The sequence below is a fragment of the Saccharothrix carnea genome, from assembly GCF_003014735.1.
Taxonomy (GTDB): domain Bacteria; phylum Actinomycetota; class Actinomycetes; order Mycobacteriales; family Pseudonocardiaceae; genus Actinosynnema; species Actinosynnema carneum.
Window position 1 is genome coordinate 633,882 of sequence record NZ_PYAX01000001.1, and the last position, 25,462, is coordinate 659,343.

Annotated in this window: 27 protein-coding genes and 1 tRNA gene; 12 read left to right on the forward strand and 16 right to left on the reverse strand. The window is 71.2% G+C overall.

The window, feature by feature from the left end; genetic code table 11:
* Window positions 1-138: 138 nt before the first annotated feature.
* The 8 genes from B0I31_RS03100 to nucS all read right to left on the reverse strand — a co-directional run bounded on the left by B0I31_RS03100 (window position 139) and on the right by nucS (window position 8,216).
* Window positions 139-1,644: an aldehyde dehydrogenase family protein gene (locus tag B0I31_RS03100; protein ID WP_106613719.1), complete on the reverse strand. Its 1,506-nt coding sequence runs from the start codon at window positions 1,642-1,644 to the stop codon at window positions 139-141.
* Between the two features lie 77 nt (window positions 1,645-1,721).
* On the reverse strand, window positions 1,722-2,720 hold the full coding sequence (locus B0I31_RS03105; RefSeq protein WP_146173710.1) for a DUF3558 domain-containing protein: 999 nt from the start codon (window positions 2,718-2,720) through the stop codon (window positions 1,722-1,724).
* Between the two features lie 249 nt (window positions 2,721-2,969).
* Complete coding sequence (locus B0I31_RS03110; protein WP_106613721.1) at window positions 2,970-3,218, reverse strand: hypothetical protein; 249 nt, start codon at window positions 3,216-3,218, stop codon at window positions 2,970-2,972.
* An 11-nt stretch (window positions 3,219-3,229) separates the two neighbouring features.
* The gene (locus tag B0I31_RS03115) at window positions 3,230-4,915 is read right to left on the reverse strand and encodes a sodium:solute symporter family protein (RefSeq protein ID WP_106613722.1); all 1,686 of its coding nucleotides are present in this window, start codon (window positions 4,913-4,915) and stop codon (window positions 3,230-3,232) included.
* A 134-nt stretch (window positions 4,916-5,049) separates the two neighbouring features.
* Window positions 5,050-5,412 carry a hypothetical protein gene (locus B0I31_RS03120; protein ID WP_106613723.1) on the reverse strand — a complete coding sequence of 121 codons (363 nt, stop codon included), beginning with the start codon at window positions 5,410-5,412 and terminating at the stop codon, window positions 5,050-5,052.
* A gap of 237 nt (window positions 5,413-5,649) precedes the next feature.
* The gene (locus B0I31_RS03125; protein ID WP_106614017.1) at window positions 5,650-7,224 is read right to left on the reverse strand and encodes a TROVE domain-containing protein; all 1,575 of its coding nucleotides are present in this window, start codon (window positions 7,222-7,224) and stop codon (window positions 5,650-5,652) included.
* Window positions 7,225-7,336: 112 nt separating this feature from the next.
* Window positions 7,337-7,407: transfer RNA gene (locus B0I31_RS40350), tRNA-OTHER, on the reverse strand.
* Between the two features lie 149 nt (window positions 7,408-7,556).
* A complete protein-coding gene (gene nucS, locus B0I31_RS03130) occupies window positions 7,557-8,216 on the reverse strand; it encodes an endonuclease NucS (RefSeq protein ID WP_106613724.1) in 660 nt (219 codons plus the stop codon).
* Between the two features lie 56 nt (window positions 8,217-8,272).
* Here nucS and B0I31_RS03135 point away from each other — a divergent pair, with 56 nt between their 5' ends.
* From B0I31_RS03135 to B0I31_RS03150, 4 genes are all read left to right on the forward strand, one after another.
* Window positions 8,273-9,667 carry an amino acid permease gene (locus B0I31_RS03135; protein WP_106613725.1) on the forward strand — a complete coding sequence of 465 codons (1,395 nt, stop codon included), beginning with the start codon at window positions 8,273-8,275 and terminating at the stop codon, window positions 9,665-9,667.
* Between the two features lie 2 nt (window positions 9,668-9,669).
* Window positions 9,670-10,206, forward strand: coding sequence for an NUDIX domain-containing protein (locus tag B0I31_RS03140; protein WP_181319960.1), 537 nt, complete (start codon window positions 9,670-9,672; stop codon window positions 10,204-10,206).
* On the forward strand, window positions 10,203-10,427 hold the full coding sequence (locus B0I31_RS03145; protein WP_219910573.1) for a hypothetical protein: 225 nt from the start codon (window positions 10,203-10,205) through the stop codon (window positions 10,425-10,427). The genes B0I31_RS03140 and B0I31_RS03145 overlap by 4 nt, the downstream gene beginning before the upstream one ends.
* Window positions 10,428-10,494: 67 nt before the next feature.
* Window positions 10,495-10,845, forward strand: a complete 351-nt coding sequence (locus B0I31_RS03150) for a DoxX family protein (RefSeq protein ID WP_106613726.1) — start codon at window positions 10,495-10,497, stop codon at window positions 10,843-10,845.
* Here B0I31_RS03150 and B0I31_RS03155 read toward each other — a convergent pair.
* Window positions 10,842-11,615, reverse strand: a complete 774-nt coding sequence (locus B0I31_RS03155) for an enoyl-CoA hydratase-related protein (RefSeq protein ID WP_106613727.1) — start codon at window positions 11,613-11,615, stop codon at window positions 10,842-10,844. The two genes, B0I31_RS03150 and B0I31_RS03155, sit on opposite strands and share 4 nt — an antisense overlap.
* A 56-nt stretch (window positions 11,616-11,671) precedes the next feature.
* Here B0I31_RS03155 and B0I31_RS03160 point away from each other — a divergent pair, with 56 nt between their 5' ends.
* Window positions 11,672-12,487, forward strand: coding sequence for a hypothetical protein (locus B0I31_RS03160; RefSeq protein WP_106613728.1), 816 nt, complete (start codon window positions 11,672-11,674; stop codon window positions 12,485-12,487).
* A gap of 41 nt (window positions 12,488-12,528) precedes the next feature.
* On the opposite strand, the gene B0I31_RS03165 is transcribed toward B0I31_RS03160, so the two are convergent.
* Window positions 12,529-14,520 carry a protein meaA gene (locus B0I31_RS03165; protein WP_106613729.1) on the reverse strand — a complete coding sequence of 664 codons (1,992 nt, stop codon included), beginning with the start codon at window positions 14,518-14,520 and terminating at the stop codon, window positions 12,529-12,531.
* Between the two features lie 135 nt (window positions 14,521-14,655).
* Here B0I31_RS03165 and B0I31_RS03170 point away from each other — a divergent pair, with 135 nt between their 5' ends.
* Window positions 14,656-14,949: a hypothetical protein gene (locus B0I31_RS03170; protein ID WP_245949620.1), complete on the forward strand. Its 294-nt coding sequence runs from the start codon at window positions 14,656-14,658 to the stop codon at window positions 14,947-14,949.
* A gap of 41 nt (window positions 14,950-14,990) precedes the next feature.
* On the opposite strand, the gene murA is transcribed toward B0I31_RS03170, so the two are convergent.
* A complete protein-coding gene (gene murA, locus B0I31_RS03175) occupies window positions 14,991-16,247 on the reverse strand; it encodes a UDP-N-acetylglucosamine 1-carboxyvinyltransferase (protein ID WP_106613730.1) in 1,257 nt (418 codons plus the stop codon).
* 94 nt (window positions 16,248-16,341) lie between these two features.
* Here murA and B0I31_RS03180 point away from each other — a divergent pair, with 94 nt between their 5' ends.
* From B0I31_RS03180 to B0I31_RS03190, 3 genes are all read left to right on the forward strand, one after another.
* A complete protein-coding gene (locus B0I31_RS03180) occupies window positions 16,342-16,914 on the forward strand; it encodes a cob(I)yrinic acid a,c-diamide adenosyltransferase (RefSeq protein ID WP_106614020.1) in 573 nt (190 codons plus the stop codon).
* Between the two features lie 75 nt (window positions 16,915-16,989).
* Window positions 16,990-17,673, forward strand: a complete 684-nt coding sequence (locus B0I31_RS03185; protein WP_106613731.1) for an alpha/beta fold hydrolase — start codon at window positions 16,990-16,992, stop codon at window positions 17,671-17,673.
* 4 nt (window positions 17,674-17,677) lie between these two features.
* Window positions 17,678-18,388: a winged helix-turn-helix transcriptional regulator gene (locus tag B0I31_RS03190; protein ID WP_106613732.1), complete on the forward strand. Its 711-nt coding sequence runs from the start codon at window positions 17,678-17,680 to the stop codon at window positions 18,386-18,388.
* Here B0I31_RS03190 and B0I31_RS03195 read toward each other — a convergent pair.
* Complete coding sequence (locus tag B0I31_RS03195; RefSeq protein WP_106613733.1) at window positions 18,376-18,729, reverse strand: winged helix-turn-helix transcriptional regulator; 354 nt, start codon at window positions 18,727-18,729, stop codon at window positions 18,376-18,378. The two genes, B0I31_RS03190 and B0I31_RS03195, sit on opposite strands and share 13 nt — an antisense overlap.
* A gap of 90 nt (window positions 18,730-18,819) precedes the next feature.
* Here B0I31_RS03195 and B0I31_RS03200 point away from each other — a divergent pair, with 90 nt between their 5' ends.
* The gene (locus B0I31_RS03200) at window positions 18,820-19,686 is read left to right on the forward strand and encodes an NAD(P)-dependent oxidoreductase (RefSeq protein ID WP_106613734.1); all 867 of its coding nucleotides are present in this window, start codon (window positions 18,820-18,822) and stop codon (window positions 19,684-19,686) included.
* 177 nt (window positions 19,687-19,863) lie between these two features.
* Entirely contained in the window at window positions 19,864-21,312 is a 1,449-nt protein-coding gene (locus B0I31_RS03205) for a PKD domain-containing protein (RefSeq protein ID WP_106614021.1), read from the forward strand.
* Window positions 21,313-21,320: 8 nt separating this feature from the next.
* Here the strand turns inward: B0I31_RS03205 and B0I31_RS03210 are convergent, their stop codons facing one another.
* Together B0I31_RS03210 and B0I31_RS03215 are read right to left on the reverse strand one after the other, a co-directional pair.
* Window positions 21,321-21,752, reverse strand: coding sequence for a DUF2550 domain-containing protein (locus B0I31_RS03210; protein WP_106613735.1), 432 nt, complete (start codon window positions 21,750-21,752; stop codon window positions 21,321-21,323).
* A 22-nt stretch (window positions 21,753-21,774) separates the two neighbouring features.
* Window positions 21,775-22,140 (reverse strand): F0F1 ATP synthase subunit epsilon, encoded by a 366-nt coding sequence (locus B0I31_RS03215; protein WP_106614022.1) that lies wholly within the window; start codon window positions 22,138-22,140, stop codon window positions 21,775-21,777.
* A gap of 153 nt (window positions 22,141-22,293) precedes the next feature.
* On the opposite strand from B0I31_RS03215, the gene B0I31_RS03220 reads away from it, so the two are divergent.
* A complete protein-coding gene (locus B0I31_RS03220; RefSeq protein WP_245949621.1) occupies window positions 22,294-23,040 on the forward strand; it encodes an IclR family transcriptional regulator in 747 nt (248 codons plus the stop codon).
* A 51-nt stretch (window positions 23,041-23,091) separates the two neighbouring features.
* Here the strand turns inward: B0I31_RS03220 and atpD are convergent, their stop codons facing one another.
* Window positions 23,092-24,528, reverse strand: a complete 1,437-nt coding sequence (gene atpD / locus B0I31_RS03225; RefSeq protein WP_219910575.1) for a F0F1 ATP synthase subunit beta — start codon at window positions 24,526-24,528, stop codon at window positions 23,092-23,094.
* Window positions 24,521-25,456 carry a F0F1 ATP synthase subunit gamma gene (locus B0I31_RS03230; RefSeq protein ID WP_106613737.1) on the reverse strand — a complete coding sequence of 312 codons (936 nt, stop codon included), beginning with the start codon at window positions 25,454-25,456 and terminating at the stop codon, window positions 24,521-24,523. The genes atpD and B0I31_RS03230 overlap by 8 nt, the downstream gene beginning before the upstream one ends.
* Window positions 25,457-25,462: the final 6 nt, after the last annotated feature.

A 25,462-nucleotide genomic window follows, 5' to 3' on the forward strand; every position in this document is an offset into this window, starting at 1 on the left:
AATCGAGCCTGCCCCAACCACCGAGCCGCCCTGAACGTTGAATTCAGGTCTCCTGAACGTTGAACTCACACGCCCTGAACGTTGGACTCTCGCGCCCCGAACGTTGGACTCTCGCGTTCGGAACGTAGGACACGCCGGTCAGCGGCCGTAGAGGACGCGGACCAGGCGAACCACGTGCCGGATCGTGCGGGAACCGCGGTCATACGTCATCGGGTTCAGCAACGCCCCGAACCGCTTCCGAGTCACCGAGTGCGCGTAAGCGAACTCCCGCAACCCGTCCTCCCCGTGGATCCGCCCGAACCCCGAATCCCCGACCCCGCCGAACGGCAACCCGGGCACGGACGCGTACGCCAGCACGGAGTTGACCGACACCATCCCGCACCGCAGCTTGTCCGCCAGCTCCTCACCCCGGTTGCGCGAGTACACCGACGCACCCAACCCGAAAGCCGACGAGTTCGCCCGCCGCACCGCCTCGTCCGCGTCGGCCACCCGGGTGACCACCAGCGTGGGCCCGAACGTCTCCTCGGTCACCGCCGTCGACTCGTCCGGCACGTCCACCAGCACCACGGGCTCGACGTACGGCGGCCGGATCGACTCCAGCCCACCGACCACCGCCCGCCCACCGCGCTCCAGCGCGTCCGCGACGTGCGACTGGATCACGTCGACCTGCTTGGGCATGGTGATCGGCCCGAAGTGCGCGTCCGCCTCACCACCCGGCCGCAGCTTCTTCGCCTTCTCCACCACCAGCGCGAGGAACTCGTCGTACACCGCGTCCGCCACGTACACCCGCTCCACCCCGGCGCACGTCTGCCCGGAGTTGAAGATCCCGCCCCACACCGCGCCGTCCGCCGCCGCCCGCACGTCGGCGTCCTCCGCCACGATCAGCGGGTCCTTGCCGCCGCACTCCACCAGCACCGGCGTCAACGACGCGGCGCACGCGGCCATCACCTTCTTGCCCGTCGCCGTCGACCCGGTGAACGCCAGCTTGTCCACCCCGGACGTGCACAGCGCCGCACCGGTCTCGCCGAACCCGGTCACCACCTGCAGCACCGGGAACTCCGGCACGACCTCGCCGAGCGTGGCCGCCAGGAACACCCCGACCCCCGGCGTGAACTCCGAAGGCTTGAACACCACCGCGTTCCCCGCCGCCAACGCGTACGCGATGGAACCCATCGGGGTGAACGCCGGGTAGTTCCACGGCCCGATGACCCCGACCACGCCCAGCGGCCGGTACTCCAGCGTCGCCGCGTGGTTGTACATGAGCATCCCGGGCGAGACCTTGCGCTTGCCCAGCACCTTCGGCGCGTGCTTGGCCGCCCAGTGCAGGTGGTCGATGACCAGCGCCAGCTCGGTCCGCGCGTCGTCGGCCGACTTGCCGGTCTCGGCGCTGATCAGCACCTGGAACTCGTCCAGCCGCTTGAGCAGCACCTTGCGCCACGCGTCCAGCCGCGCCCGCCTGCCGTCGAACCCCAGTTCCGCCCAGAACACCGCGGCGTCCCGCGCTGCCCGCACGGCCTCGCGGACGTCCTCCTCGGAGGCCACCACGTGGTGGCCGATGACCTCGCCCGTGCGGGGGTCGAGCGACGCGAACCGCCGCTGCCCGTCGTCGGCCCGCGCCGGAGTGGTGGGAGCGGTCTGCGTCATCGGGCCCTCCAAGCACAAGCACGAACGCGGGTGTTACTCGACAGTAACGGGTAACGGGGGGTGATGTCAGCCCCCGTTCAGCCCTTCGGGATCTTGCCGACGACCGACTTGGCGAAGGCCACGGCGGTCGCGCAGCGGTCGAACTCGGACGCCTTCGGGCCGGCCGACTTGACCTCGACGACCTCGCCCTCGTTGTCCGCGCCCTCCAGCTGCACCCACGTGACCTCGCAGGACGGGAACGCCGTGCTGGTGGACACCTGGTAGCCGACCACGCCGCCGCCCAGGTCGACCTCGGTCTGCTTGTCGTCGAACTCGCGGTCGTCGGGGATGTAGGTCTCGCGGAACGCCAGCGTCAGCTCGCGGTCGTCGCCGACCCAGGAGCAGTGGTGCAACCCGTACGGGTACACACGGTAACCGGCACCCGCGCCCGCGTCGACCGCCGCCTTCTCCGGCAGGGCGCACGGGTCGAGGGTGATCAGCGAGCCCTTGGCGGCCGTGCGGGTCGCCGCGCGGTCCTTGATCTGCGTCACCACCGACTCGGCCATCTCGCGGCCCGGCGCGCACGCGTCACCGTCCTCGTACCCGATCTGCACGGTGAGGCCCAGGCCCGGCTCCTCCTGCGTGATCACCGAGACGAAGCACGCGCTGTTCTCCAGCACCTGCTCGTAGCTGCGCAGGCCGGCGAGCTGCTTGTCCGCGTTCTTCAGCTCGGTGGTCATGGTCTGGCCGATCTCGACCGTGACCGCGAGGTCCTTGCCGTTCTTGTCCTTCATGAAGTTCGAGCACCGGCTGAACCCGCTGCGCGACCGGTCGCCGGGCGTGCCGAACCGCTTCAGCACGTCCTCGTCCAGCAGCTCGCACGGGTCGGTCAGGCGCAGCTTGTCGGCCGCGAACGCCGGGTCGACCGGCTCACCGTCCGCGGGCGGCGCGGGCGGCCTGCTCGACCCGGTCGGGTCGGTGACGTTCTCGGCGTCGGCCGGGATGGTGGTGCGCGGGAACTTCTGCTTGGCCAGATCCGCCCCGGCACAGCCGGCCAGCAGCAGGATCAAGCTCAACACGGCGACGAGGCGGGGCACGTGGTGCACGGTAGCGACCGACTCCGCCATTCGTGGCACGAACCCTGTGTCCGTCCTCACGACGGCGTTCGGGAACGATTCAGAAGATCGACGCGCTGAACCTGAGGACCAAGCCGAAACCAACGAAAGGACCATCGAATGCGCCACCGCATCCGACGCGCCGTCCGCTGGCTCGACACCTGGACGGTCGAGGCGTTCAACCCGGTCTACCCGAGGCGCTGACCGCCACAGCGCGCGGTACCCGTGCCCTCACGCGGTACCCGTGCCCTCACCCCCCTCGGGCACGATGACCGGCCGCAGGGTCGCCCAGGCGGCGAACACCGCCGAGAGCGCGATCATGCCGATCCCACTCCACAGGTTGATGTTCAACCCGTCCGCTTTGGTCAGGTCGGCCTCGTCGGTGAAGCCGAGTCCGACCACCAACAGCACGACGCCGTAGATGGCGAACAGCACCGCGATCACCAGTCGCAGGTCGAACAGACCGGCCTTGCGCGCCACGACGACCTCCCTCAGCCGAAGATGATGTTGAGCACGGCGGTCAGCAGCAGCACGCCGATGCCGAGCAGGACCGGCGAGCGGTACCACCCGGCGTCGTCGCCCGTGGTGGAGTGCCTGCGGTCCTCCTTGGGCGTCAGGCTGTAGACCAGCCCGACCAGCCGCTCCTCGGGCACCGGCCGGGTGAACATCGTCACCGCCACGCTCACCACGATGTCCACCCCGAACGCCACGCCCGCGCCGACGAAGCTCGCGCCCTGCCCCGGCAGGTCCAGCACGCCGGTCTCGGCGAGCACGAACACCGCCACCGCGCCGAGCGTGCCCGCCACGAGACCCGCCCAGCCCGCCGCCGCCGACATCCGCTTCCAGAACATGGCCAGGATGAACGTGGCGAACAGCGGCGCGTTGAAGAACGAGAACAGCGCCTGGATGTAGTCCATGATGTTGCCGTAGCCGGCCGCCAGGAACGCGGTGCCGATGGCGACCACCGTGCCGCCGATCGTGGCCAGCCGGCCGACCCGCAGGTAGTACTCGTCCGGGCGGTCCTTGCGCACGTAGTCCTGCCACAGGTCGTACGTGAACACGGTGTTGAACGACGACACGTTCGCCGCCACACCCGCCATGAACGACGCCAGCAGGCCCGTGATCGCGATGCCCAGCATGCCGTTGGGCAGCAGCTCGCCGATCAACGCGGGCAGCGCGTTGTTGTAGACCACGCCGCCGCTGTCGTCACCGGCCTTGAGCGCGACCATCTCCGGCACGACCAGTGCGGCGATGATGCCCGGGATGATGATCACGAACGGGATCAGCATCTTCGGGTACGCGCCGATGATCGGCGTGCGCCGGGCGGCCGACATGCTCTTGGCCGACAACGCGCGCTGCACCTCGGCGAAGTTCGTCGTCCAGTACCCGAACGACAGCACGAACCCGAGCCCGAACACGATGCCGATCACGCTGAGCACCGGGTTCTGGATGCCGGTCAGCTCCGTCGCGGGCCACGCCGACAGCTGCTCGGAGCCACCCGGGCCGCCGGTGACCTTCTCCACCAGCCCGTCCCAGCCGCCGACCTTGTGCAGGCCGACGATCGTCAGCGGCAGCAGCGCGGCGACGATCACGAAGAACTGCAGCACCTCGTTGTAGATCGCCGCCGACAGGCCGCCCAGGGCCGTGTACGTCAGCACGATCGCCGCCGCGATCACCACCGACAGCGGGATCGGCCAGCCGAGCATCAGGTTCAGCAGGAACGCCAGCGCGTACAGGTTCACGCCCGCGATCAGCACCTGGGCGACGGCGAAGCTGATCGCGTTGACCAGGTGCGCGCCCTTGCCGAAGCGGCGGCGCAGGAACTCCGGGACGCTGCGCACCTTCGAGCCGTAGTAGAACGGCATCATCACCAGGCCGAGGAACACCATGGCCGGGATCGCGCCGATCCAGTAGTAGTGCACCGTCGCCATGCCGTACTGCGCGCCGTTGGCCGCCATGCCGAGCAGTTCGATCGCGCCGAGGTTGGCGGAGATGAACGCCAGGCCCGTCACCCAGGCGGGCAACGAGCGGCCGGAGAGCAGGAAGTCCAGGCTGGACGAGACCGATCTGCGGGCCAGGAAGCCGATGCCGAGGACGAACACGAAGTAGACCGCCAGCAGGGTGTAGTCCAACGGACCTGCGTCCAGCCGGAGATCCACCTGGGCCAGTACGGGCACCTCCGCCCACCTCCCTGATCGAACAACCCCGAACACCATCGCGCACTACCGCACAGCCGATCAAGCTGACGGTAGTGCACCCCGGCGCGCTCCGCCGGTTTGAACTACCCCGGGCTAAACCTCAGGTGAGCGCGTCAGCGGGTGAGGACGAACGGCGTCTCGGCGGAGACGGGGCCGGAGGTGGCTCCGATGGTGAACTGCGTACCAGGCGCGGAATCGCCGAACGAATCGGGCACGCGCACCGGGACCTCGGCGAACCGGCCGACCGCGTCCGCGGTGGTGTCGCCGACCCGCCTGCCGTGGAAGGTGAACACCACCCGACCGTGTGCGGGATACCCGGCGCCGCTGAGCCGGACCTCGCCACCGGCCTGACCGGCGACGGGCTGCGCCGCGAGGTGCGCGGCGGAAGGGGGTGCGGCGGTGGAGCTCATCCCCGCGATCACGGGCGGCGGCAACGCGGGCGCCTGCTCCGCGCAACCCACCACCGCCAGGAACACCAACGGGATCAGGACCGGTGGACCGGATCTTCGTCTTCGAGGTCTTCGCACCACGCGCCTCCAGGCCCGTCGACGGGGGAAGTCAGCGTATATCGCGAAATCCGCCCTGCCACGCACCCGAACGGCTTACCGCTCACCCGGGATTTGCGGAGTGGACCGAAGGGCGCCGCCAGCCCGCACAAGACGGACCGGCAGCGCCCTTCGGAGGCACCACAGGAGCACTGGCCCGGCCGGGACCTAGAACGGCCAACCGGCGCCCCGACCGCTCTCCAGCAGCGTAATCATCCGGAAAGCCTGGTCGGTGAGGCCGCCGAACGTGTGCCGGTCACGGCCGCCGCTCGGCGCGTGGCCGTACCGGTACCCGGCGAGGTTCCACGTGTACAGCGGCACGTCGGCGGGCAGTGCCCGGTGCACGTCGCCGTCACCGGCCTGCTCGTCGGTCACGATCACCACGCGGTCGTGGCGCTTGAAGTGCGACCGCACCGCGTGCGCCGTGGCCGTGCCGTTGCCCAGGAAGTAACCGTCGTCCTTCCACCGCTCGACCGACTTGAGCAGCGACTCCCCCGACCGCAGCCGGAACGGGCGGGTGCCGTCCGAGTAGGACACCACGTCCGCCTTCGCGCACCGCAGGCCGAGCGCGATGCCGAACACCGCCGCCGCGTCCCACCGCTTGAGCGTGCCGTCCTTCGAGAACGGCGCGACCATCGAGTACGACGTGTCGACCAGCACCAGCGTGCGGCCGGGCAGCTCGGGCACGTTGCCGAGCGAGAGCGTGATGGCCTGCTCCAACACCCACGCCCACCGCAGCGACGGTGCCGCCCGGTACGCCGACAGGAACCGCATGGGCAGCTGCCGCGACCGCGCCACCTGACCGGGATCCGCCAGCCGCGCCGCGACCTCCGCCGCCACCCGGTCGGACACACCGGCCTCGTCGAAGTTGCGGAGGTTGCGCAAGACCGCCATGTACCCCATGGACGGGATGAGCGCCTCCCACACGTCGGCGGTCAGCGGACCCTGGAGCCAGCCGGCGACCGACTCCCACGTCATGCCCGCGCCGCGCAGCGTCGAGGTGACCGTGTCGCGGTCCTGCCGGAACAGCGCGCGCCGCTGCTCCACCGGCCACGACAGCAGGTCCGCCCGCGCCCGCAGCACGCCCAGCGACGCCGGGACCTCGTCGGCACGGCCGAAGCGGCGGTCGAGGGTGTGGGTGAACAGGTCGCCCTGCCAGTCGGCCTTCGGCGCCGGGTGCACCAGGTTCAGCACGTCGCCAAACCGGTAGCCGCGGGCCTCGGAGTCCCACTTCAGCAGCGCGCTCTCGTCGTACAGCCGCCGCACCGCGTCCGCGACACCGCGCTTGACCGGCTTGGGCAGCGCCCGGCCGTGCTGCGACGTCCAGTACGCCAGCAGCTCGCCCGGCTCGTCGGCGCGGTGCAGCACCGAGTCGACCACCTGCCGGGACATGCCCGGCGCGCCGGCGTCGAGGCGTGCCTTGACGAAGTGCGCCGCGCCGACCAGGGCGGCCGTGCGCATGTTCGCGTCACCGCGCAGCCACGCCAGGAAGCGGGCCGTCCAGTCGGGGTCGGCGGCGGTCGTCGCGCGCACCAGCGCGGCGTAGCGGTCGTCCCGCTCGCCGGCGCCCTCGTGGAACGTCGGCTCGCCGACCATGTTGGCCACCGCCAACAGGAAGAGCTCCGACTTGGGGTCACGCGCATATCCCGGCGCGCCCTGGTGGGTGCGCCCGCTCGGCACGGCCTCGGACACGACCGGGCTCGACACGGACGCGCGCACGCGACCGAAGTTGAACTTGCTCATCATTTCCCGCCCGTCGATTGCCGAGGGGAGCGCCGGACAACTTCACACGGGCCCGAGATCAAATCGACGAAGGTGACATTAGGCGCTCTGGCCACTGAGCTACACCGGCACGAGCCGGTGGCGGGATTCGAACCCGCGACCACCCCATTAGCAGTGGAAGTAACCCTCGTCTGCGCACCGGGCACGTGTGAAGTTGTGCGCCCCCGAGATCCAGTCGTCCCGCGGCGTGATTTCACCTGAAGAAGTAGCCGCTGGACATCGCACCGGGTGCGGGTGTCAGAGTAATCCGCGCACGACCACGATCAACTGGATTTCGGTTCGCCCGCGGACGATCAGAACAGGCGGAACTCGTCGGACTCGATGCCGCGCAGCGCGTCGTAGTCCAGCACGACGCAGCGGATGCCGCGGTCCTCGGCGAGGGTGCGGGCCTGCGGTTTGATCTGCTGCGCCGCGAACACGCCCTTCACCGGTGCCAGCAGCGGGTCGCGATTGAGCAGTTCCAGGTAGCGGGTCAGCTGCTCGACGCCGTCGATCTCGCCGCGGCGCTTGATCTCGACCGCCACGGAGACACCCGACGCGTCACGGCACATCAGGTCGACCGGGCCGATCGGGGTGGGGAACTCGCGGCGGACCAGGGTCCAGCCCTCGCCGAGGGTGGTGACGTGCTCGGCGAGCAGCTTCTGCAGGTCGGCCTCGACGCCGTCCTTGACCAGGCCGGGCTCCGGGCCGAGCTCGTGCTTGGAGTCGTGCAGCACCTCGGCCAGGGTGATGATCAGCTTCTCGCCCGCCTTGTTCTGCACGACCCACATGTCCGGGTCCTCGATCAGCCAGCACGGCGGGCTCATCCAGTTCAGCGGCTTGTACGCGCGGTCGTCGGAGTGGATCGACACCGAGCCGTCCGCCTTGATCAGCAGCAGCCGCTGGGCCATCGGCAGATGGGCGGTGAGGCGTCCGACGTAGTCGACCTGGCAGCGAGCGATGACGAGGCGCACGGCCGACAGGCTACGGGGTGCGAGGCCCGATCCACCGACAGGTACCGTCGGCCGACGTGTCACCGCTGCGGCAGCTCCTGCGCACCAAGCCCGTCGACCTGATCACCGACGAGAGCGCGCACACACCGCTGCGCCGCAGCCTGGGCCTGTTGCCGCTGGTCTCCCTCTCCGTGGGCGCCACGCTGGGCACGGGGATCTTCGTCGTGCTCGGCCAGGCCGCGCCGGTGGCCGGTCCCGCGGTCACCGTGTCGTTCGCGGTGGCGGCGTTGGCGGCGTTGTTCTCCGCGCTGTCCTACGCCGAGCTGGCGGGCGCGGTGCCGTTGTCCGGGTCGGCGTACTCCTACACGTACGCGACGCTCGGCGAGCTGGTCGCGTGGGTCTGCGGGTGGTGCCTGCTGCTGGAGTACGGCGTGTCGGTGGCGGCGGTCGCGGTCGGCTGGAGCGGGTACCTCAACGCGTTCCTGGACGCCACGCTCGGGTTCCAGGTGCCCGCGGCGCTGTCCGGTGACGTGGTCGACCTGCCGGCGGCGGTGGTCGTGCTGCTGGCCACCGCGGTGCTGCTGGGCGGGGTGAAGGAGAGTGCCGCGGTCACCACCGTGACCACGGTGCTGAAGGTGGCGGTGCTGGCGTTCTTCGTGGTGGTGGCGGTGTTCGGGTTCCGGAGCGGGAACCTGGCGCCGTTCGCGCCGGCCGGGGTCGCGGGCGTCACCGGCGCGGCTTCGCTGGTGTTCTTCTCGTTCATCGGGTTCGACGCCGCGTCCACGGCCGGTGAGGAGGCGCGGAACCCGCAGCGCGACCTGCCCCGGGCGATCGTGATCTCGCTGGCCGTGGTCACGGTCGTGTACGTGCTGGTGGCGTTCACCGCCGTGGGCGCGGTGGGCGTGGACGCGCTGGCCGGGTCCGACGCCTCGCTGGCCACGGTCCTGCAGCGGGTCACCGGGGCCGGGTGGCCCGCCACCGTGCTGAGCGCCGGTGCGGTGATCGCGATCGCGTCCGTGGTGCTGACCGTCCTCTACGGACAGACCAGGGTGCTGGTCGCGATGGCGCGGGACGGCCTGGTGCCGAAGGTGTTCGCCCGGGTCGGCGCGAAGCGGGTGCCCACGGTGAACACGGTGCTGGTGGGCGTGCTGGTCGCGGTGTTGGCGGCGCTGGTGCCGCTCGGGCAGCTCGCGGAGGCGACGAGCATCGGCACGCTGGTGGCGTTCAGCCTGGTCAACGTGGGCGTGCTGGTGTTGCGGCGCACCCGGCCGGACCTGCCGCGCGGTTTCCGCACGCCGTGGGTGCCGGTGGTGCCGCTGCTGGGCCTCGGCCTGTGCGTGCTGTTGGTGGCGGGCCTGGCGCCCGCCACGTGGCTGGCCTTCGGCGTCTGGTCGGCCGCGGGCCTGGTGGTGTACTTCGGGTACGGGCGGCGCCGGTCGGAACTGGCCCGGCATTCGGCACAGGGAGAGTGATCGTGGAAACCCTCGGATCGCGTGAGGTGTACGCGAACCAGTGGATGGTGGTCCGGGAGGACGCCATCGGGCGGGCGGACGGGACCACCGGGATCTACGGCGTGGTGGACAAGCCGGACTTCGCGCTGGTGATCCCCATGGACGGCGAGCGGCTGCGGCTGGTCGAGCAGTTCCGCTACCCGCTCGGCATGCGCCGCTGGGAGTTCCCGCAGGGCACCGCGCCCGAACGAGCGGACGTGGACCCGCTCGTGCTGGCCGAGCGCGAGCTGCGGGAGGAGACGGGGCTGCGGGCGGGCAAGCTGGTGCAGCTGGGCCTGCTCGACGTGGCGCCGGGCATGTCCAGCCAGCGCGGCCGGGTGTTCCTGGCCACCGAGCTGCGGGAGGGGTTCCACGAGCGGGAGCACGAGGAGCAGGACATGCGCTCGGCGTGGTTCCCGCGCGCGGAGTTCGAGGCGATGATCGCGCGCGGCGACATCACCGACGCCCAGTCGATCGCCGCCTACACGCTGCTCCTGCTGCACGAGCACGCGCAGCCGTGACCGCCGAGATCGTGGAGTCGACCTCCGACGAGCTGCCGGCGTGCGCGGACGGGTTGGCCGGGCTGCTGGTCGACGCCGTGGCGGGTGGAGCGTCGGTCGGGTTCGTCGAGCCGCTGTCTCGCGGGCGGGCGAGTGGTGGCGGGCCAGGGCCGCGGCGGTGCCGGACGGCGAGCTGGCGCTGTGGGTGGCCCGCGACGTTGTTCTACAAGCGGGTGGGGTAGCCGGTCACCTTCCGGGGCGCCCGCGCGTCGGGGTGGCAGACAGGTCGTCTGCCCACCGGAGGGGCTCATGTCCACCGCTCACGTCGTCGTCACCGTCCTCGCGATCCTGGCCAACGCCGGTATCGCCGTCGCCGACCTGCTGAAGGCCGAGTTCGTCCTGGCGAACTCGGCCGAGGTCCGCGTGCCGCCGTCCTGGCTGCCCGTGCTGGCCTTGCTGAAGGGCGCGGGCGCGGTGGGGCTGCTGCTCGGCCTGCTCGGCGTGCCCGTCGTCGGGGTGGCGGCGGCGATCGGGCTGGTGGCGTTCTTCGTGGGCGCGGTCGTCGCCCACGTGCGGGCCGGGGTGTGGCACAACATCGCCTTCCCCGGCGCGTTCCTCGCCCTCGCCGCCGCTTCCCTGGTGCTCGGGCTCGCGCGCTAGTCCGTCCAGACGGCCGGGCGCTTCTCCAGGAACGACGACATGCCCTCCTTGGCTGCCGGTGTCTGCGACGCCGCCGCCATCACCTCCAGCGCGATGGCGTAGGCGTCGGCCTCCGGCCGGTCGAGCTGGGCGTAGATCGTCTGCTTGCCCAACGCCTTGCCGGCCCGGCTGCCGCGGGTGGCCCGGCGCATCAGCTCGTCCACGGCGTCGTCCAGCCCGGCGAGCGGCACGACCCGGTTCACCAGGCCCCACTGCTCGGCGGTGCGCGCGTCCACGGTGTCGCCGGTCAACGCCATCTCCATCAACCGCTTGCGGCCGATCGCCCGGGCCACCGGCACCGCCGGGGTGTGGCAGAACCAGCCGCCCTTGCCGCCGGGCAGGGCGAACCCGGCCTCCTCGGCGGCCACGGCCAGGTCGCACGACGCCACGAGCTGGCAGCCCGCCGCCGTGGCCAGGCCGTGCACGCGCGCGATCACGACCTGCGGCACGGACTCGATCGTGCGCATCAGGTCCGTGCACAGCGTGAGCAGGTCGCGCACGCCGTCGAGGTCGCGGGCCGCCACGTCGGCGAAGTCGTGCCCGGCGGAGAACACCGGCCCCTCGCCCGCGAGCACCACGCCCACCGCGTCCGACGCGGCGACCTCGCGGAACGCGGTCAGCAGCTCCGCCAGGTGCTCGGCGGACAGCGAGTTGCGCCGGGCGGCGCGGTCCATGGTGATCCGCACGACGTCGTCCGTGCGCTCAACGCGGATGTGCTGGTATTCGGCCATGTTGCGACGGTAACCGGCCGTGCAACCGCTTGCCGGTCCGCCACCGTCCTCGGTGCATGAGACTCCCGCTGTTAGTGGTGGCCCTCGGTGTGGTGGTCGCCGGCTGTGCCGCTGTCGACAGGACGACGCCACCCGACCTCGCGATCGGATCGGACCTCCCCGCCGCGGTCGCGCCCGTGCCCGCCGGGGTGGACTTCCCGGTGACCGCCGTCCCGCGGCCGATCGTGCTGTTCCTGCCGAAGCTGCTGACCGTGGAGTGGATGGGCCTGGAGGAGGAGAAGCTGGCCGCCGGCTACCGGTTCACCGGCGTGGAGCCGCCGACGCCCGGCCCGGCGTCGGTGGTGCTGCCCGACGGTCCGGCGACGTTGCCGCTGATCAGCGTGCGCGACGCGCTGGCCGGGATGCCCGGCGGAGCTCGCGACGGTGAGTTGGAGCTGGTGAGCGCCGAGCTGGGCACGGCGGAGTTCAACACCGACCGCGGCCGGCTGGAGCTGCCGGCGTGGCGGTTCCGGTCCGTGTACGGCAGCGTGTACGCGTGGCCCGCGGTCACGCCCGACGCGTTCTGGAAGCAGGGCGAGGTGATCGACGGCAGCCACCACGCCCGGACGTCGGACGGGGTGCGGCTGGAAGTGGAGTTGGGCGCGCCCCCCGAGCCCTGCGAGGGTGACCCGCCTGCCACCAAGGAACCCGTGGTGACCGAGACCGAGACGTCCGTGGTGATCGGCGTGCGGACGGTCGGCACCGTGGGCGAGTGCGCCCGCAGGGCGATGTACCGGTTCCAGTACTACCCCGTGACGCTGAGCAAGCCGTTGGGCGCGCGGTTGCTGGTGTTCGAGGAGGACAGCACCATCATCCCCGTGGCGCCGAACTGACCAGGTCGTCCGGTGTGCGCGGCCAGGAAGGTGCACGTGCGCTAGAGGCCGTTCGCTTCCCGCACCACGGTGACGATCTCGTCCATGATCTGCGTCAGCTCGTAGTCCTTCGGCGTGAACACCCGGGCCACACCGCGTTCGCGCAGCTTGTCGGCGTCGTCAGGCGGGACGATCCCGCCTACGACGACCGGCACGTCACCCGCGCCCGCCGCGCGCAGGCCGTCGACCACCGCGGGCACGACCTCCAGGTGCGAGCCGGACAGGATCGACAGGCCCACCACGTGCACGTCCTCCTGCACGGCGGCGGCCACGATCTGCGCGGGCGTGAGCCGGATGCCCTGGTACACGACCTCGAAGCCGACGTCCCGCGCCCGCACGGCCACCTGCTCCGCGCCGTTCGAGTGCCCGTCCAGCCCCGGCTTGCCGACCAGGATCCGCAGCCGCTCCCCCAACTCCTCACCGGTCGCCCGCACCCGCTCGCGCACGCGCCCGATCTCCGCACCGGCCTCACCGGACGCCGACGCCGCCGACACCCCGGTCGGCGCGCGGTACTCGCCGAACGTCTCGCGCAACGCCTGCGACCACTCACCCGTCGTCACACCGGCCCGCGCACAGGCGATCGTCGCCTCCACCAGGTTGGCATCGGTCTTCGCCGCCGCCCGCAGATCGTCCAGAGTGGACTTCACCAGCGCGTCGTCCCGCGAAGCCCGCCACGCCTTGATCGCCTCGACCGCCCGCTCCTCCACCACCGGGTCGATCTGCTCGATCGCGTTCGCGCCCTCGGCCTGCAACGGCGACGGCTCCGTGGTGGCGAACTTGTTCACGCCGACCACGACGTCCTCACCGGACTCGACCCGCCGACGCCGTTCCGCCAACGACGACACCAGGGCCGACTTCATGTACCCGGACTCGACCGCCGCGACCGCGCCGCCCATCGCCTGCACCCGGTCGATCTCCGCCCGCGCGCCGTCGACGATCTCGTCCACCTTGGCCGCGACGACGTGCGAGCCGTCGAAGATGTCCTGGTACTCCAGCAGATCGGTCTCGTAGGCCAGCACCTGCTGCATCCGCAGCGCCCACTGCTGGTCCCACGGCCGGGGCAACCCGAGCGCCTCGTTCCACGCCGGCAGCTGGATCGCCCGCGCCCGCGCGTCCCGCGACAGCGTCACGGCCAGCATCTCCAGCACGATCCGCTGCACGTTGTTCTCCGGCTGCGCCTCGGTCAGCCCGAGCGAGTTCACCTGCACCCCGTACCGGAACCGCCTGTGCTTGGGGTCCGCGATGCCGTACCGGTCACGGGTGATCTCGTCCCACAGCCGGACGAACGCCCGCATCTTGCACATCTCCTCGACGAACCGCACGCCGGCGTTGACGAAGAAGGACATGCGCGCGACGACCTCGCCCCGCCGTTCCTCGGGCACCTGGCCGGAGTCGAACACCGAGTCCAGCACGGCGATCGCGGTGGACATCGAGTACGCGATCTCCTGCACCGGCGTCGCGCCCGCCTCCTGCAGGTGGTACGAGCAGATGTTGATCGGGTTCCACCTCGGCACGTTCGACACGGTCCACGCGACCATGTCGGTGATCAGCCGCAGGCTGGGCCCGGGCGGGAACACGTACGTGCCGCGGGACAGGTACTCCTTGATGATGTCGTTCTGCGTGGTCCCGGCGAGGGTGGCGCGGTCCGCGCCCTGCTCCTCGGCCACGCTCACGTACAGCGCGAGCAACCACATGGCCGTCGCGTTGATGGTCATCGACGTGTTCGCCTCGGCCAGCGGGATCTGGTCGAACAGCTGCCGCATGTCGCCGAGGTGGCTGATCGGCACCCCGACCTTGCCGACCTCGCCCCTGGCCAGCTCGTCGTCCGGGTCGTAGCCGGTCTGCGTGGGCAGGTCGAACGCCACGGACAGACCCGTCTGGCCCTTGGCCAGGTTGCGGCGGTACAGCGCGTTGGAGGCGGTGGCGCTGGAGTGACCGGCGTAGGTCCGCATCACCCAGGGGCGGTCGCGCTCTCGGTCTGCCGGGTACGGCACGGCAACCTCCTGTGCTCGGTGGCCGCTGGTCGCAGACGCGGCCCGCGCCCTTGCGTTGCCCGTAGCGTACTGACCAGTAACCCACCCCGCGCGTGCCGTTGCTCACTGAATCGAAGCTGCGGCACGATAGGCGGCGTGACCGCGCTCACCACGTTCCTGCTGCTGGTCATCGTGTTCGGGCTGCTCGCCCTGGTGCTGTTCTGGGCGTTCGGCATCGACCGACGAGCCGTGCCCGACTACACCGGCGACGACTTCGGCCTGCTCACCGAAGTCAGCGCCGTGCCGACCCCCGAAGCCGCAGACGTGCTCGCCAAGCGCTTGCGGGCCGCACGGATCAAGGTGACCGTCATCCGGCGCGACGGGCTGCACCGGCTGATGGTGTTCCCGGCCGACGCGCCGGACGCCAAGCTCCTCCTGCGCGCCGACTGACGAACACCGTCACCCGCCTTCCCCGAGAAGAAGGGGGGCCGTCAGGCGCTGACCCGCTCCACCGTCGCACCGAGCTTGCGCAGGTTCTCCACGAACCCCGGGTAGCCGCGCTCGATGTGGAAGATCTCGTACACCTCGGTCGCCCCGTCCGCGCACAACCCGGCCAGCACCAACCCGGCCCCGGCCCGGATGTCCGACGCCCACACCGGCGCGCTGGACAACCGGTCCACGCCCCGCACCACCGCGTGGTGCCCGTCGGTGCGCGCGTCCGCACCCAGCCGCACCATCTCCTCGATGAACCGGAACCGCGCCTCGAACAGGTTCTCGGTGATCATCGACGTGCCGTCCGACACGCTCGACAGCGCGATCGCGAACGGCTGGAGGTCGGTGGCGAAACCGGGGTAGGGCAGCGTCACGAAGTCCACCGACCGGGGCCGGTCGTTCTGCACCACGCGGAACCCGTCCTCCAGCACGCTCACCTCCGCGCCCGCCATCCGCAGCTTCTCCAGCACCAGGTCGAGGTGGTGCGGGTCGACGCCGCGCACGGTGATGTCACCGCGGGTCATGGCGGCGGCGAACGCCCACGTGGCGCCGACGATCCGGTCGCCGATCACCCGGTGCTCGGTCGGCTGGAGCGACTCCACGCCGTGCACGGTGAGCGTGGACGTGCCCGCGCCCTCGATCTTCGCGCCCATCTGCTGGAGCATCACGCAGATGTCCACGATCTCCGGCTCGCGGGCGGCGTTGTCGATGACCGTGGTGCCGTTGGCCAGCACCGCCGCCATCAGGATGTTCTCCGTCGCGCCCACGCTGGGGAAGTCGAGCCAGATCTGGGCGCCGTGCAGGCCCTCGGCCTCGGCGATCACGCAGCCGTGCTCGATCTCGCTGTGCGCGCCGAGCTTGCGCAGCCCGTTCTGGTGCATGTCCAGCGGCCGGTTGCCGATCGCGTCACCGCCGGGCAGCGCGACGACGGCCCGCTTGCACCGGCCGACCAGCGGACCGAGCACGCAGACGGACGCGCGCAGCTTGCCCATCGCCTCGGAGTCGGCGCGGTGGTTCAGCTCCTTCGGCGTGGTGATCGTGACGACCGAGCCGTCCAGCACCACCTCGCAGCCCAGGCTGCGCAGGACGTCCGCCATCAGCGGCACGTCCAGGATCTCCGGGCAGTTGGTGATGGTGGTGGTGCCCTCGGCCAGCAGTGCCGCCGCCATCAGCTTGAGCACGCTGTTCTTCGCGCCTACGACGGCGACCTCGCCGACGAGCCGCCCACCGCCCTGAACCCGGAAGTGCTCACTCACGTAAGGAACTCCTTGCTCGTTGTGCGGCAATCCTACGTACGGTCTGAATCGAGCCCGTCCGTGGTGTGCCACCGCGGTGTCTACAGTGCTGGGCATGGCCGTGCACCTGACGAAGATCTACACCCGCGTCGGCGACGACGGGACCACCGGCCTCGGCGACTTCTCCCGGGTGCCCAAGACCTCGCCCCGCATCACGGCGTACGCCGACGTGGACGAGACCAACGCCGCCCTGGGCGTCGCCCTGGCGCTCGGCGCGCTGGAGACCGACGTCGCCGACGTGGTCCGGCAGGTCCAGAACGACCTGTTCGACGTCGGCGCGGACCTGTGCGCGCCCGTCGTCCCCGACCCCAAGTACCCGCCGCTGCGGGTCACCCAGGCCTACGTAGACCGGCTGGAGTCGTGGTGCGATGCGTTCAACTCCCGGTTGGGCAAGTTGGAGTCGTTCATCCTCAACGGTGGCACACCGGGCGCGGCGCTGCTGCACCAGGCCCGGACCATCGCCCGGCGGGCCGAGCGGTCGGCGTGGGCGTTGATCGAGGTCGAGGCGGAGCGGACGAACGCGCTGACCGCGAAGTACCTGAACCGGCTGTCCGACCTGCTGTTCATCCTGGCCAGGGTCGCGAACCCGGACGGCGACGTGCTCTGGCAGCCGGGGGCGAACGCCTGACCTCCACAGCGGGTGGTGCTTCCTGTTTTTGAAGCTTAGACTTCACTAACAGGAAGCGCACTCGGGAGGTCCGCCATGACCACGTACGTCCTCGTCCACGGCGCGTGGCACGGCGGTTGGGCCTGGGAGCGGGTCGCACCGCTGCTCACGGCCACCGGCGCGCACGTGCTCACCCCCGACCTCACCCACGACCGCGACACCGGCCTGGCCGACCACGTCGACGAACTGGTGGCCGCACTCGACGCCGTCACCGACCCCGACCTGGTGCTGGTCGGCCACAGCGCCGCGGGCCTGGTGGTCCGGCAGGCGGCCGACCGGCGACCGGACCGGGTGGCCCACCTCGTGCTGATCGACGGCTGGGCGGGCCCGGACGGCGTGAGCCTGACCGACCTGGCACCGGACTGGTTCACCACCCGGGTCACCGCCGGCGCGGACGCGGACGGCCTGGTCGCACCACCCGCGCCGGCGGCGTTCGGCGTCACCGACCCGGACGACGCCGACTGGCTCGGCCACCTGCTGCGCACCCACCCGCTGCGCACGTTCACCGAACCGACCCGGCTGACCGGCGCCGTCGACCGCATCCCCGGCACCGCCGTGCACTGCGTGCCGGAGACGTTCCCGTTCGCCCGGTTCGCCGCCGACCTCGGCTATCGGACCGTGCCGGTGGACGGGCCGCACGACGTGGTGCTGACCGATCCCCGCCGCATCGCCGACGTGCTGCTGGCCGTCGGGCGCGGGGAGGCGCCGACCCTAGGATGATCCGGTGGACCAGCGGACGTACAACCAGTACTGCGCCACCGCGCGGACGCTCGACCTCGTCGGCGAGCGCTGGACCCTCCTGCTGGTCCGCGAACTGCTGACCGGGCCGAAGCGGTTCGGCGACCTGCAGAAGAGCCTGCGCGGCCTGGGCACCGGCCTGCTCGCGGCCCGGCTCAAGCACCTCGAACAAGAGGGCCTCGCGCACAAGGTGACCCTCCCGCCGCCCGCCCGCACCCCGGCCTACGCCCTCACCGAGGCGGGCCGGGAACTCGGGCCCGCGGTCCTCGCCCTGGCCCGGTGGGGCGCCAAGTGGGCCATGGACGGAAGGCGGGAGGGCGAGGCGTTCCACCCGGGCTGGACGGTGCTGGCGATGGAGGCGTTCTTCGACCCGGACGCCGCGGCGGGCGTGCGGGCGACCTACGAGTTCCGGGTCGGCGACGAGGTGTTCCACGTGCGGGTGGACGACGGCTCGGTCGACGCGGGCCACGGCCCCGACCCGCGCCCGGACGCGGTGGTCGAGACGAGCGAGGACGTCTTCGCCGACCTGGCGGGCGGCCGGTCGAGCCTGGCGGACAAGATCGCGTCCGGTGAGGCCGCGGCCTCGGGCGACCGGGACGCCCTGCGCCTGCTCGGCACGCTGTTCCGCCGGCCGCAGCCGACCCGGCGGGTGCCCGGTCAGGAACCTGACCGGAGGGCGCCCGGTCAGGACGCGTAGACCACCTTCTCCGCGCCGATGCGCCGCATCCGCTCGGCGCCCCACTCACCCAGCGCGGCGAGCGCCTCGTTCAGCGACACCCCGTGCTCGGTCAGCGTGTACTCCACCCGCGGCGGCACCTCGGGGAACACCTCGCGGCGCACCAGGCCGTCCTCCTCCAGCTCGCGCAACTGCTGGACGAGCATCTTCTCGCTCACGCCCGGCAGGCCGCGCCGCAGCTGGGCGAACCGCCGCACGCCGTGCTCGGCCAGCTCCCACAGGATCAGCGACTTCCACTTGCCCGACACCACGTCCATCGCGGCGTCCATGCCGCAGAAGTAGGGACCACGCCGAGCCGCCATCGACCCTCCCGGGGTGCTTACCAAAAGGTGGGTACTGCACTAAAAAGTCCGTACTGGTACGACAGTACCGGTTCGGGTGACGATCAAGTCATGACAAACACGAAGGTCACCGTCCTCGGGCTCGGCGCGATGGGCGCCGCCCTCGCCTCGGCCCTGGTGCGGGCCGGGCACCCCACCACCGTCTGGAACCGCTCGCCCGGCAAGGCCGACGCCCTGGTCGGGCTCGGCGCCACGGCCGCCGACTCCGCGGCCGACGCCGTGACCGCGGCCGACGTCGTGGTCGCCTGCCTCCTCGACGCCGCCTCGGTGCACGAGGTGCTGGACCCGGTGGCCGACCTGCTCACCGGCCGGACGCTGGTCAACGTCACCACGACCACGCCGGAGCAGTCGCGGGAGATCGCCGGGTGGGCCGCGGCGCACGGCGTGGCCTACCTCGACGGCGGCATCATGGCCGTGCCGCACATGATCGGGCAGCCCGGCTCGTCGATCCTCTACAGCGGCTCGCAAGCCGCGTTCGAGCAGTACCGCCCGCTGCTCGACCTGTGGGGCGAGAGCGCTTATTTCGGCGAGGACGCGGGCACGGCGCCGCTGTACGACCTGGCCCTGCTCGCCGGCATGTACGTCATGTTCGCCGGGTTCCTGCACGGCGCGGCGATGGTCGCGGACGCGGGCGTGTCGGCGACGGAGTTCGCCAAGCGCGCCGCGCCGTGGCTGTCCGCGATGACCGGCGAGCTGGCCGGCTTCGCCACCGTGGTCGACGGCGGCGACTACACCGTGCCGGGGCAGCAGAGCCTGGAGTTCTCCGACCTCGGCGACATGGTCGACGCCAGTGCCGCGCAGGGCATCTCCACCGAGGTGGTCGGCATGGTTCAGGCCCTGATCCGGCGCCAGGTCGACGCCGGGCACGGCAAGGAGGGCTTCGCCCGGATCTACGAGAGCATCAAGCAGCCCGTCTGACCTCTGTTCGAGTGACGCGCCTGGGCCGATCGAGTGCCCACGCGATCGACGGACCATCGCCGCTGATCGTCTTTGTGTTCACTCGGTCGAGTCCGGACGCCGGGGGGCGTCCACTCGACGAGGGGGTATTCCGCCGTGCGCAGAACACGAAGATCCGCATTGGTCCTCGTGGCCGCGATGCTCGGTCTGCTCGTCCCGGGGGTGGCGCACGCCGCGCCACCCCCGAACGACGACTTCTCCGAGGCGACGCCGATCGCCTCCCTGCCCTTCACCACCACCCAGTCGACGGTCGAGGCGACGCCCGCCTACGACGACCCCGCCGACTGCCACGGGTTCCACCAGTCGGTGTGGTTCACCTACACCGCGTCCGCGGACGGCGTGCTGGTCGCCACCACCGCGGGCAGCGACTACGACACGATCCTGGCGGTGCACACCGGCTACCGCGGCGCGCTCACGCAGGTCGCGTGCGACGACAACGGGGAGGAGGGCACGCTCCAGTCCCGCGTCGAGATCCCGGTGGTCGCCGGCACGACGTACCACCTCATGGTCAGCTCGTACCCGTGGGGATCGGTCGGCTCGCTGACCTTGGGGGTGGCCGGGTGGCCGGGCACGCCGCCGCCCGCCAACGACGCGTTCGCCCGTGCCGAACGGGTCACCTCGCTGCCCCACACCGCGGACGCCTCCCTGGCCGCGGCGACCGAGGAGCCGGGTGAGCCGGAAAGCCGGTGCGGGAAGTCCACCAGGTCCCTCTGGTACGCCGTGACCCTGCCCGAGACCACAGCGGTCATCGTCGCCCCGACGTGGGGCACACCCCGGTTCGCGGTCTACACCGGGTCGGAACTCAAAAGCCTCACCGAGGTCACCTGCGCTTGGAACGGCGGCCTGACCTTCAGCGCGACCGGCGGCACCACCTACTACCTCCGCGTCGCGGACGTCTTCGACAGCACGTCCACCGTGAGCTTCTCGATGGCCGCGGCCCGGCCGATCCGCGCCGGCTTCTCCTACCTCCCGAGCACGCCGTCCACGTTCACCGACGTCGGCTTCACCAACACCTCCACGGTCCCGGACACGGCCGGCCCGGTCGCCGTGCGGTGGGACTTCGGCGACGGGACGACCAGCGACACCGGCAACCCGCGGCACCGCTACGCCGTCGACGGCGACTACACCGTGACGCTGACCGTCACCGCCGAGGACGGCCGCACGGGCACCGCGTCCCAGGTGGTCCGGGTCCGCACGCACGACATCGCCATCACCCGGTTCGCCACACCCGCCGCCGCGGCGGTCGGCGAGACGAAGCGCGTCACCGTCCGGATCGGGAGCACGCGGTACGCCGAGGACGTGACCGTCACGCTGCACCGCGCCACGCCGTCCGGCTGGAGCGAGGTCGGCCGCTACGCGCAGTACGTGCCGGCGAGCGCGACGGGCGGGGTGGCGTTCCCGTTCAACTACACGTTCCGCCCGGACGACGCCGCCCTCGGCAAGGTCAACTTCCGGGCCGTGGCCACCCTGGCGGGCACGCCGGACGCCCAGCCGCTGGACAACGAGGCGATCAGCGCGACCACCGCGGTGCAACAACCCGCGTTCGCCGCAGTGCGGCAGGCCGTCACCGGCCTCGACGTCGCCTGACCAGCGGCTCAGGAGGCCCAGGGAATGGATCGGCCCGGAGGCGCTGACTCCAACCAGGACAGGAATCCTGTCAGCGCGTCCGGGCCCATCGCGATCTCGACCTCGCCCTTGTTGCCGCGGCAGCGGAGTACGACCGCGCCCGTGGGCATCGCGTACGCCTCGGGCGCGGTGGGCTCACGCCGGTCGTCGATCTCGAAACCCTCGCGGGAGATCACCATGTCCGGGCCGGACCGCAGGCTCAGCACGCGGAACCAGGTGAACTCGTCACCCCGGTAGTGCCCGACGCCCAGGTGCCAGCCCCGGGCGGAGTCGTCGAGCCTGGACCTCAGCGCGACGTGCACACCGCCCGCGCGCAACAGCCGGACGCGGCGCCACGTGAGGTACACGAGGACGACCACCGCGCCGAACAGGACCACCCCGACCAGTTCGGCGATCCCCACGGCGTTCGTCCGCCCGTCCGCGTCAGGCCGAGTGTCCGGCGGCGCGCAGCCGCGCGATGGCCCGGGCCCGCTGCACGTCGTCCGCGTCCTGCGCGTCCGCGCGAGCCTGTTCGACGTCGATCTCGTGGGAGAGTTCCGCGTCCTCGGCGAGGATGCTCACACCATCACCGGTCACGGAGAGGAACCCGCCGTGCACGGCCGCCGTGACGAGGTCGTTGTCGGTGGTCCGGATCCGGACCACGCCGCCCTCGACCAGCTGCCCGAGCACCGGCTCGTGGCCGGGCAGGATGCCGATCTCGCCTTCGAGCGTCTGCGCGACCACCGACGTGGCCGTGCCGGACCACAGGCGGCGTTCCACGGCGACCAACTGGACGGTCATCTCGGCCACGCGCATCTCCCTGGAGTCGACTGGAGTCAACCGCAGTCTAAACGGTGCCCGGAACACCGCGCCGCACCAGCCACCCCTACGGCCACCCGGCCGGGGTCGTCGCCGGGGTCGATCCCGGTGAGCGGAAGGCCGGACCCCTGCGAGACTGGGGCCGTGGCCGCACCGAAGTCGCTGCTGGAACGCGCGTTCTCGCTGTTGTCCGTGTTCACCGTGGACCGGCCGGCGGTCACGCTGTCCGAGCTGAGCCGCCACTCCGGCCTGCCGCTGAGCACCACGCACCGGCTGGTGGCGTCACTGGTGGAGCTGCGGGCCCTGGACCGCGCCCCGGACGGCCGCTACTGCGTGGGCCTGAGGCTGCTGGAGCTGGGCGCGTTGTCGCCGGGCAGCCTGGACCTGCGGGACCGGGCCCTGCCGTTCCTGGAGGACCTGTACGAGGTCACGCGGCACAACGTGCAGCTGGCCGTGCGCGACGGCACGGAGGTCGTGTACGTGGAGCGCATCTCGGCGCGGGACGCGGTGAACGTGGTGACCCGGGTCGGCAGCCGGATGCCGTTGCACTGCACGGGCGTCGGCCTGGTGCTGCTGGCCGCCGCGCCAGTCGCTGTGCAGGAGACCGTGCTGGCCGCGCCGCTCAAGCGGTTCACGCCCAGGACGATCGTGTCGGCGCCGCACCTGCGGGAGACCCTGGCCCGCGTGCGCCGCGACGGTTACGCCATCAGCGACCGCCAGATCGAGATGATCACCTACTCGGTCGCCGCACCCGTGCGCGACCAGGACGGCGAGGTGGTCGCGGCAGTGTCCGTCGTCGTGCCGACGGGCACCCGGACCGACACCGTCGTGCCCGCCGTGCGGACGTGCGGGCTGGCCATCTCGCGCACCCTGGGCTGGGCGTCCCAATAGACGCCCGGAGGGCCGTCCCCGAACCTGGGGACGGCCCTCCGAAAGCCCGACTTACTTGCCGGCGAGCTTCTTGGCGTTGGCCTCGACGTCGTCCAGCCCGCCGCAGGAGAAGAACGCCTGCTCCGGGTAGTGGTCGAACTCGCCCTTGCAGACGCGGTCGAACGCCTCGATCGTGTCCTTGATCGGCACGAACGAACCCGGCTGACCGGTGAACTTCTCGGCCACGATGAAGTTCTGGCCGAGGAAGCGCTCCAGGCGACGGGCGCGGCCGACGAGGACCTTGTCCTCTTCGGACAGCTCGTCCATGCCGAGGATGGCGATGATGTCCTGCAGTTCCTTGTACTTCTGCAGGATCCGCTTGACCTCCTGCGCCACCCGGTAGTGCTCCTCGCCGACGATCGACGGCTCGAGGATCCGGGAGGACGAGGACAGCGGGTCCACCGCCGGGTAGATGCCCTTCTGGGAGATCGGACGGGAGAGCTCCGTCGTCGCGTCCAGGTGGGCGAACGTGGTGGCGGGCGCGGGGTCGGTGTAGTCGTCCGCGGGCACGTAGATGGCCTGCAGCGAGGTGATCGACTTACCGCGGGTCGAGGTGATGCGCTCCTGGAGCTCACCCATCTCGTCCGCCAGCGTCGGCTGGTAACCCACGGCGGAAGGCATGCGGCCCAGCAGGGTCGACACCTCCGAACCCGCCTGGGTGAACCGGAAGATGTTGTCGATGAACAGCAGCACGTCCTGGCCCTGCACGTCGCGGAAGTACTCCGCCATCGTCAGCGCGGACAGCGCGACGCGCATGCGCGTGCCGGGCGGCTCGTCCATCTGACCGAACACCAGGGCGGTGTCGTTGAGCACGCCCATCTCCTCCATCTCGAGGAGGAGGTCGGTGCCCTCACGGGTGCGCTCACCGACGCCGGCGAACACCGACGTGCCGGAGAACTCGCGGGCGATACGGGTGATCATCTCCTGGATGAGCACCGTCTTGCCCACGCCCGCGCCGCCGAACAGGCCGATCTTGCCGCCCTTGACGTACGGGGTCAGCAGGTCGATGACCTTGATGCCCGTTTCCAGGATCTCGGTCTTGCCCTCGAGCTGGTCGAACGACGGCGCCTTGCGGTGGATGCCCCACTGCTCGCCGTCGCGGCCGAGGCCGGGCTGGTCGAGGCAGTCACCGAGCGCGTTGAAGACGTGGCCCTTGACGACGTCGCCCACGGGCACGCTGATCGCGCGACCGGTGTCGGTCACCGCCGCGCCGCGGACCAGGCCGTCGGTCGGCTGCATCGAGATGGTGCGGACCAGGTTGTCACCCAGGTGCTGGGCGACCTCCAGGGTCAGCGTCTTGGCGACCGCCTCGAAGGTGATCTCGACGTTCAGGGCGTTGAACAGCTCCGGCACCGCGCCGCGCGGGAACTCCACGTCGACGACGGCACCGATCACCCGGACCACACGGCCGGTGCGGGTGGTGGTGGCAGTAGCACTCATGTCACTCATCACTTCCTGCGCCACCGGTAAGCGCGGAGGCGCCACCGACGATCTCGCTGATCTCCTGGGTGATCTGGGCCTGGCGGGCCGCGTTCGCCTGGCGGCTGAGGTTGCGGACCAGCTCGGTGGCGTTGTCCGTCGCCGCCTTCATCGCGGTCCGGCGCGCCGCCGACTCCGAGGCCGCCGCGTCCAGCAGTGCCGAGAAGAGCCGGGTCTTGACGTACTTGGGCAGCAACGCGCCCAGCAACGTCTCCGCACTCGGCTCGAACGAGTACACCGACTGGAGCTTCTGCGGCTCCGGGTCGAAGTCGACCACCATCGGCGCGATCCGCTTGGCGACCGGCGTCTGGCTCAGCATCGACTTGAACTCGGTGTAGACCACGTGCAGCTCGTCCACGCCGAGCACGCCGTCCGGTCCGGGCTGGTCGCCCTCGTCGTCGCTGCCCGCGACGAACGCCTTGACCAGCTCGTCACCGGCCTCGACCGCGTTCACGTAGTGCGGCAGCTGCGAGAAGCCGGTCCACTCGCCCGCGATCGCGCGGCGGCGGAACTTGTAGTAGCCGACGCCCTTGCGGCCGACGACGTAGAGCACGGGCTCCTTGCCCTCGGACCGCAGCAGCGAGAACAGCTCCTCGGCGGCACGCAGCACGTTGGCGTTGTAGCCGCCGCACATGCCCTTGTCGCTGGTCACGACCAGGACACCGGCGCGGCGGGGGTTCTTGCGCTCGGTCAGCAGCGGGTGGTCGAGGTTCGCGGACGCCGTCGCCAGCGAGGAGAGCACGTTGGTGATCTCCTCCGCGTAGGGCTTCGACGCCGCGACCCGCGTCTGAGCCTTGGCCAGCCGGGACGTGGCGATGAGCTCGTACGCCTTGGTGATCTTCTTGGTCGAGTTGACCGAGCGGATCCGCTGGCGCAGCTCTCGGATCTGTGCCGCCATGCCTAC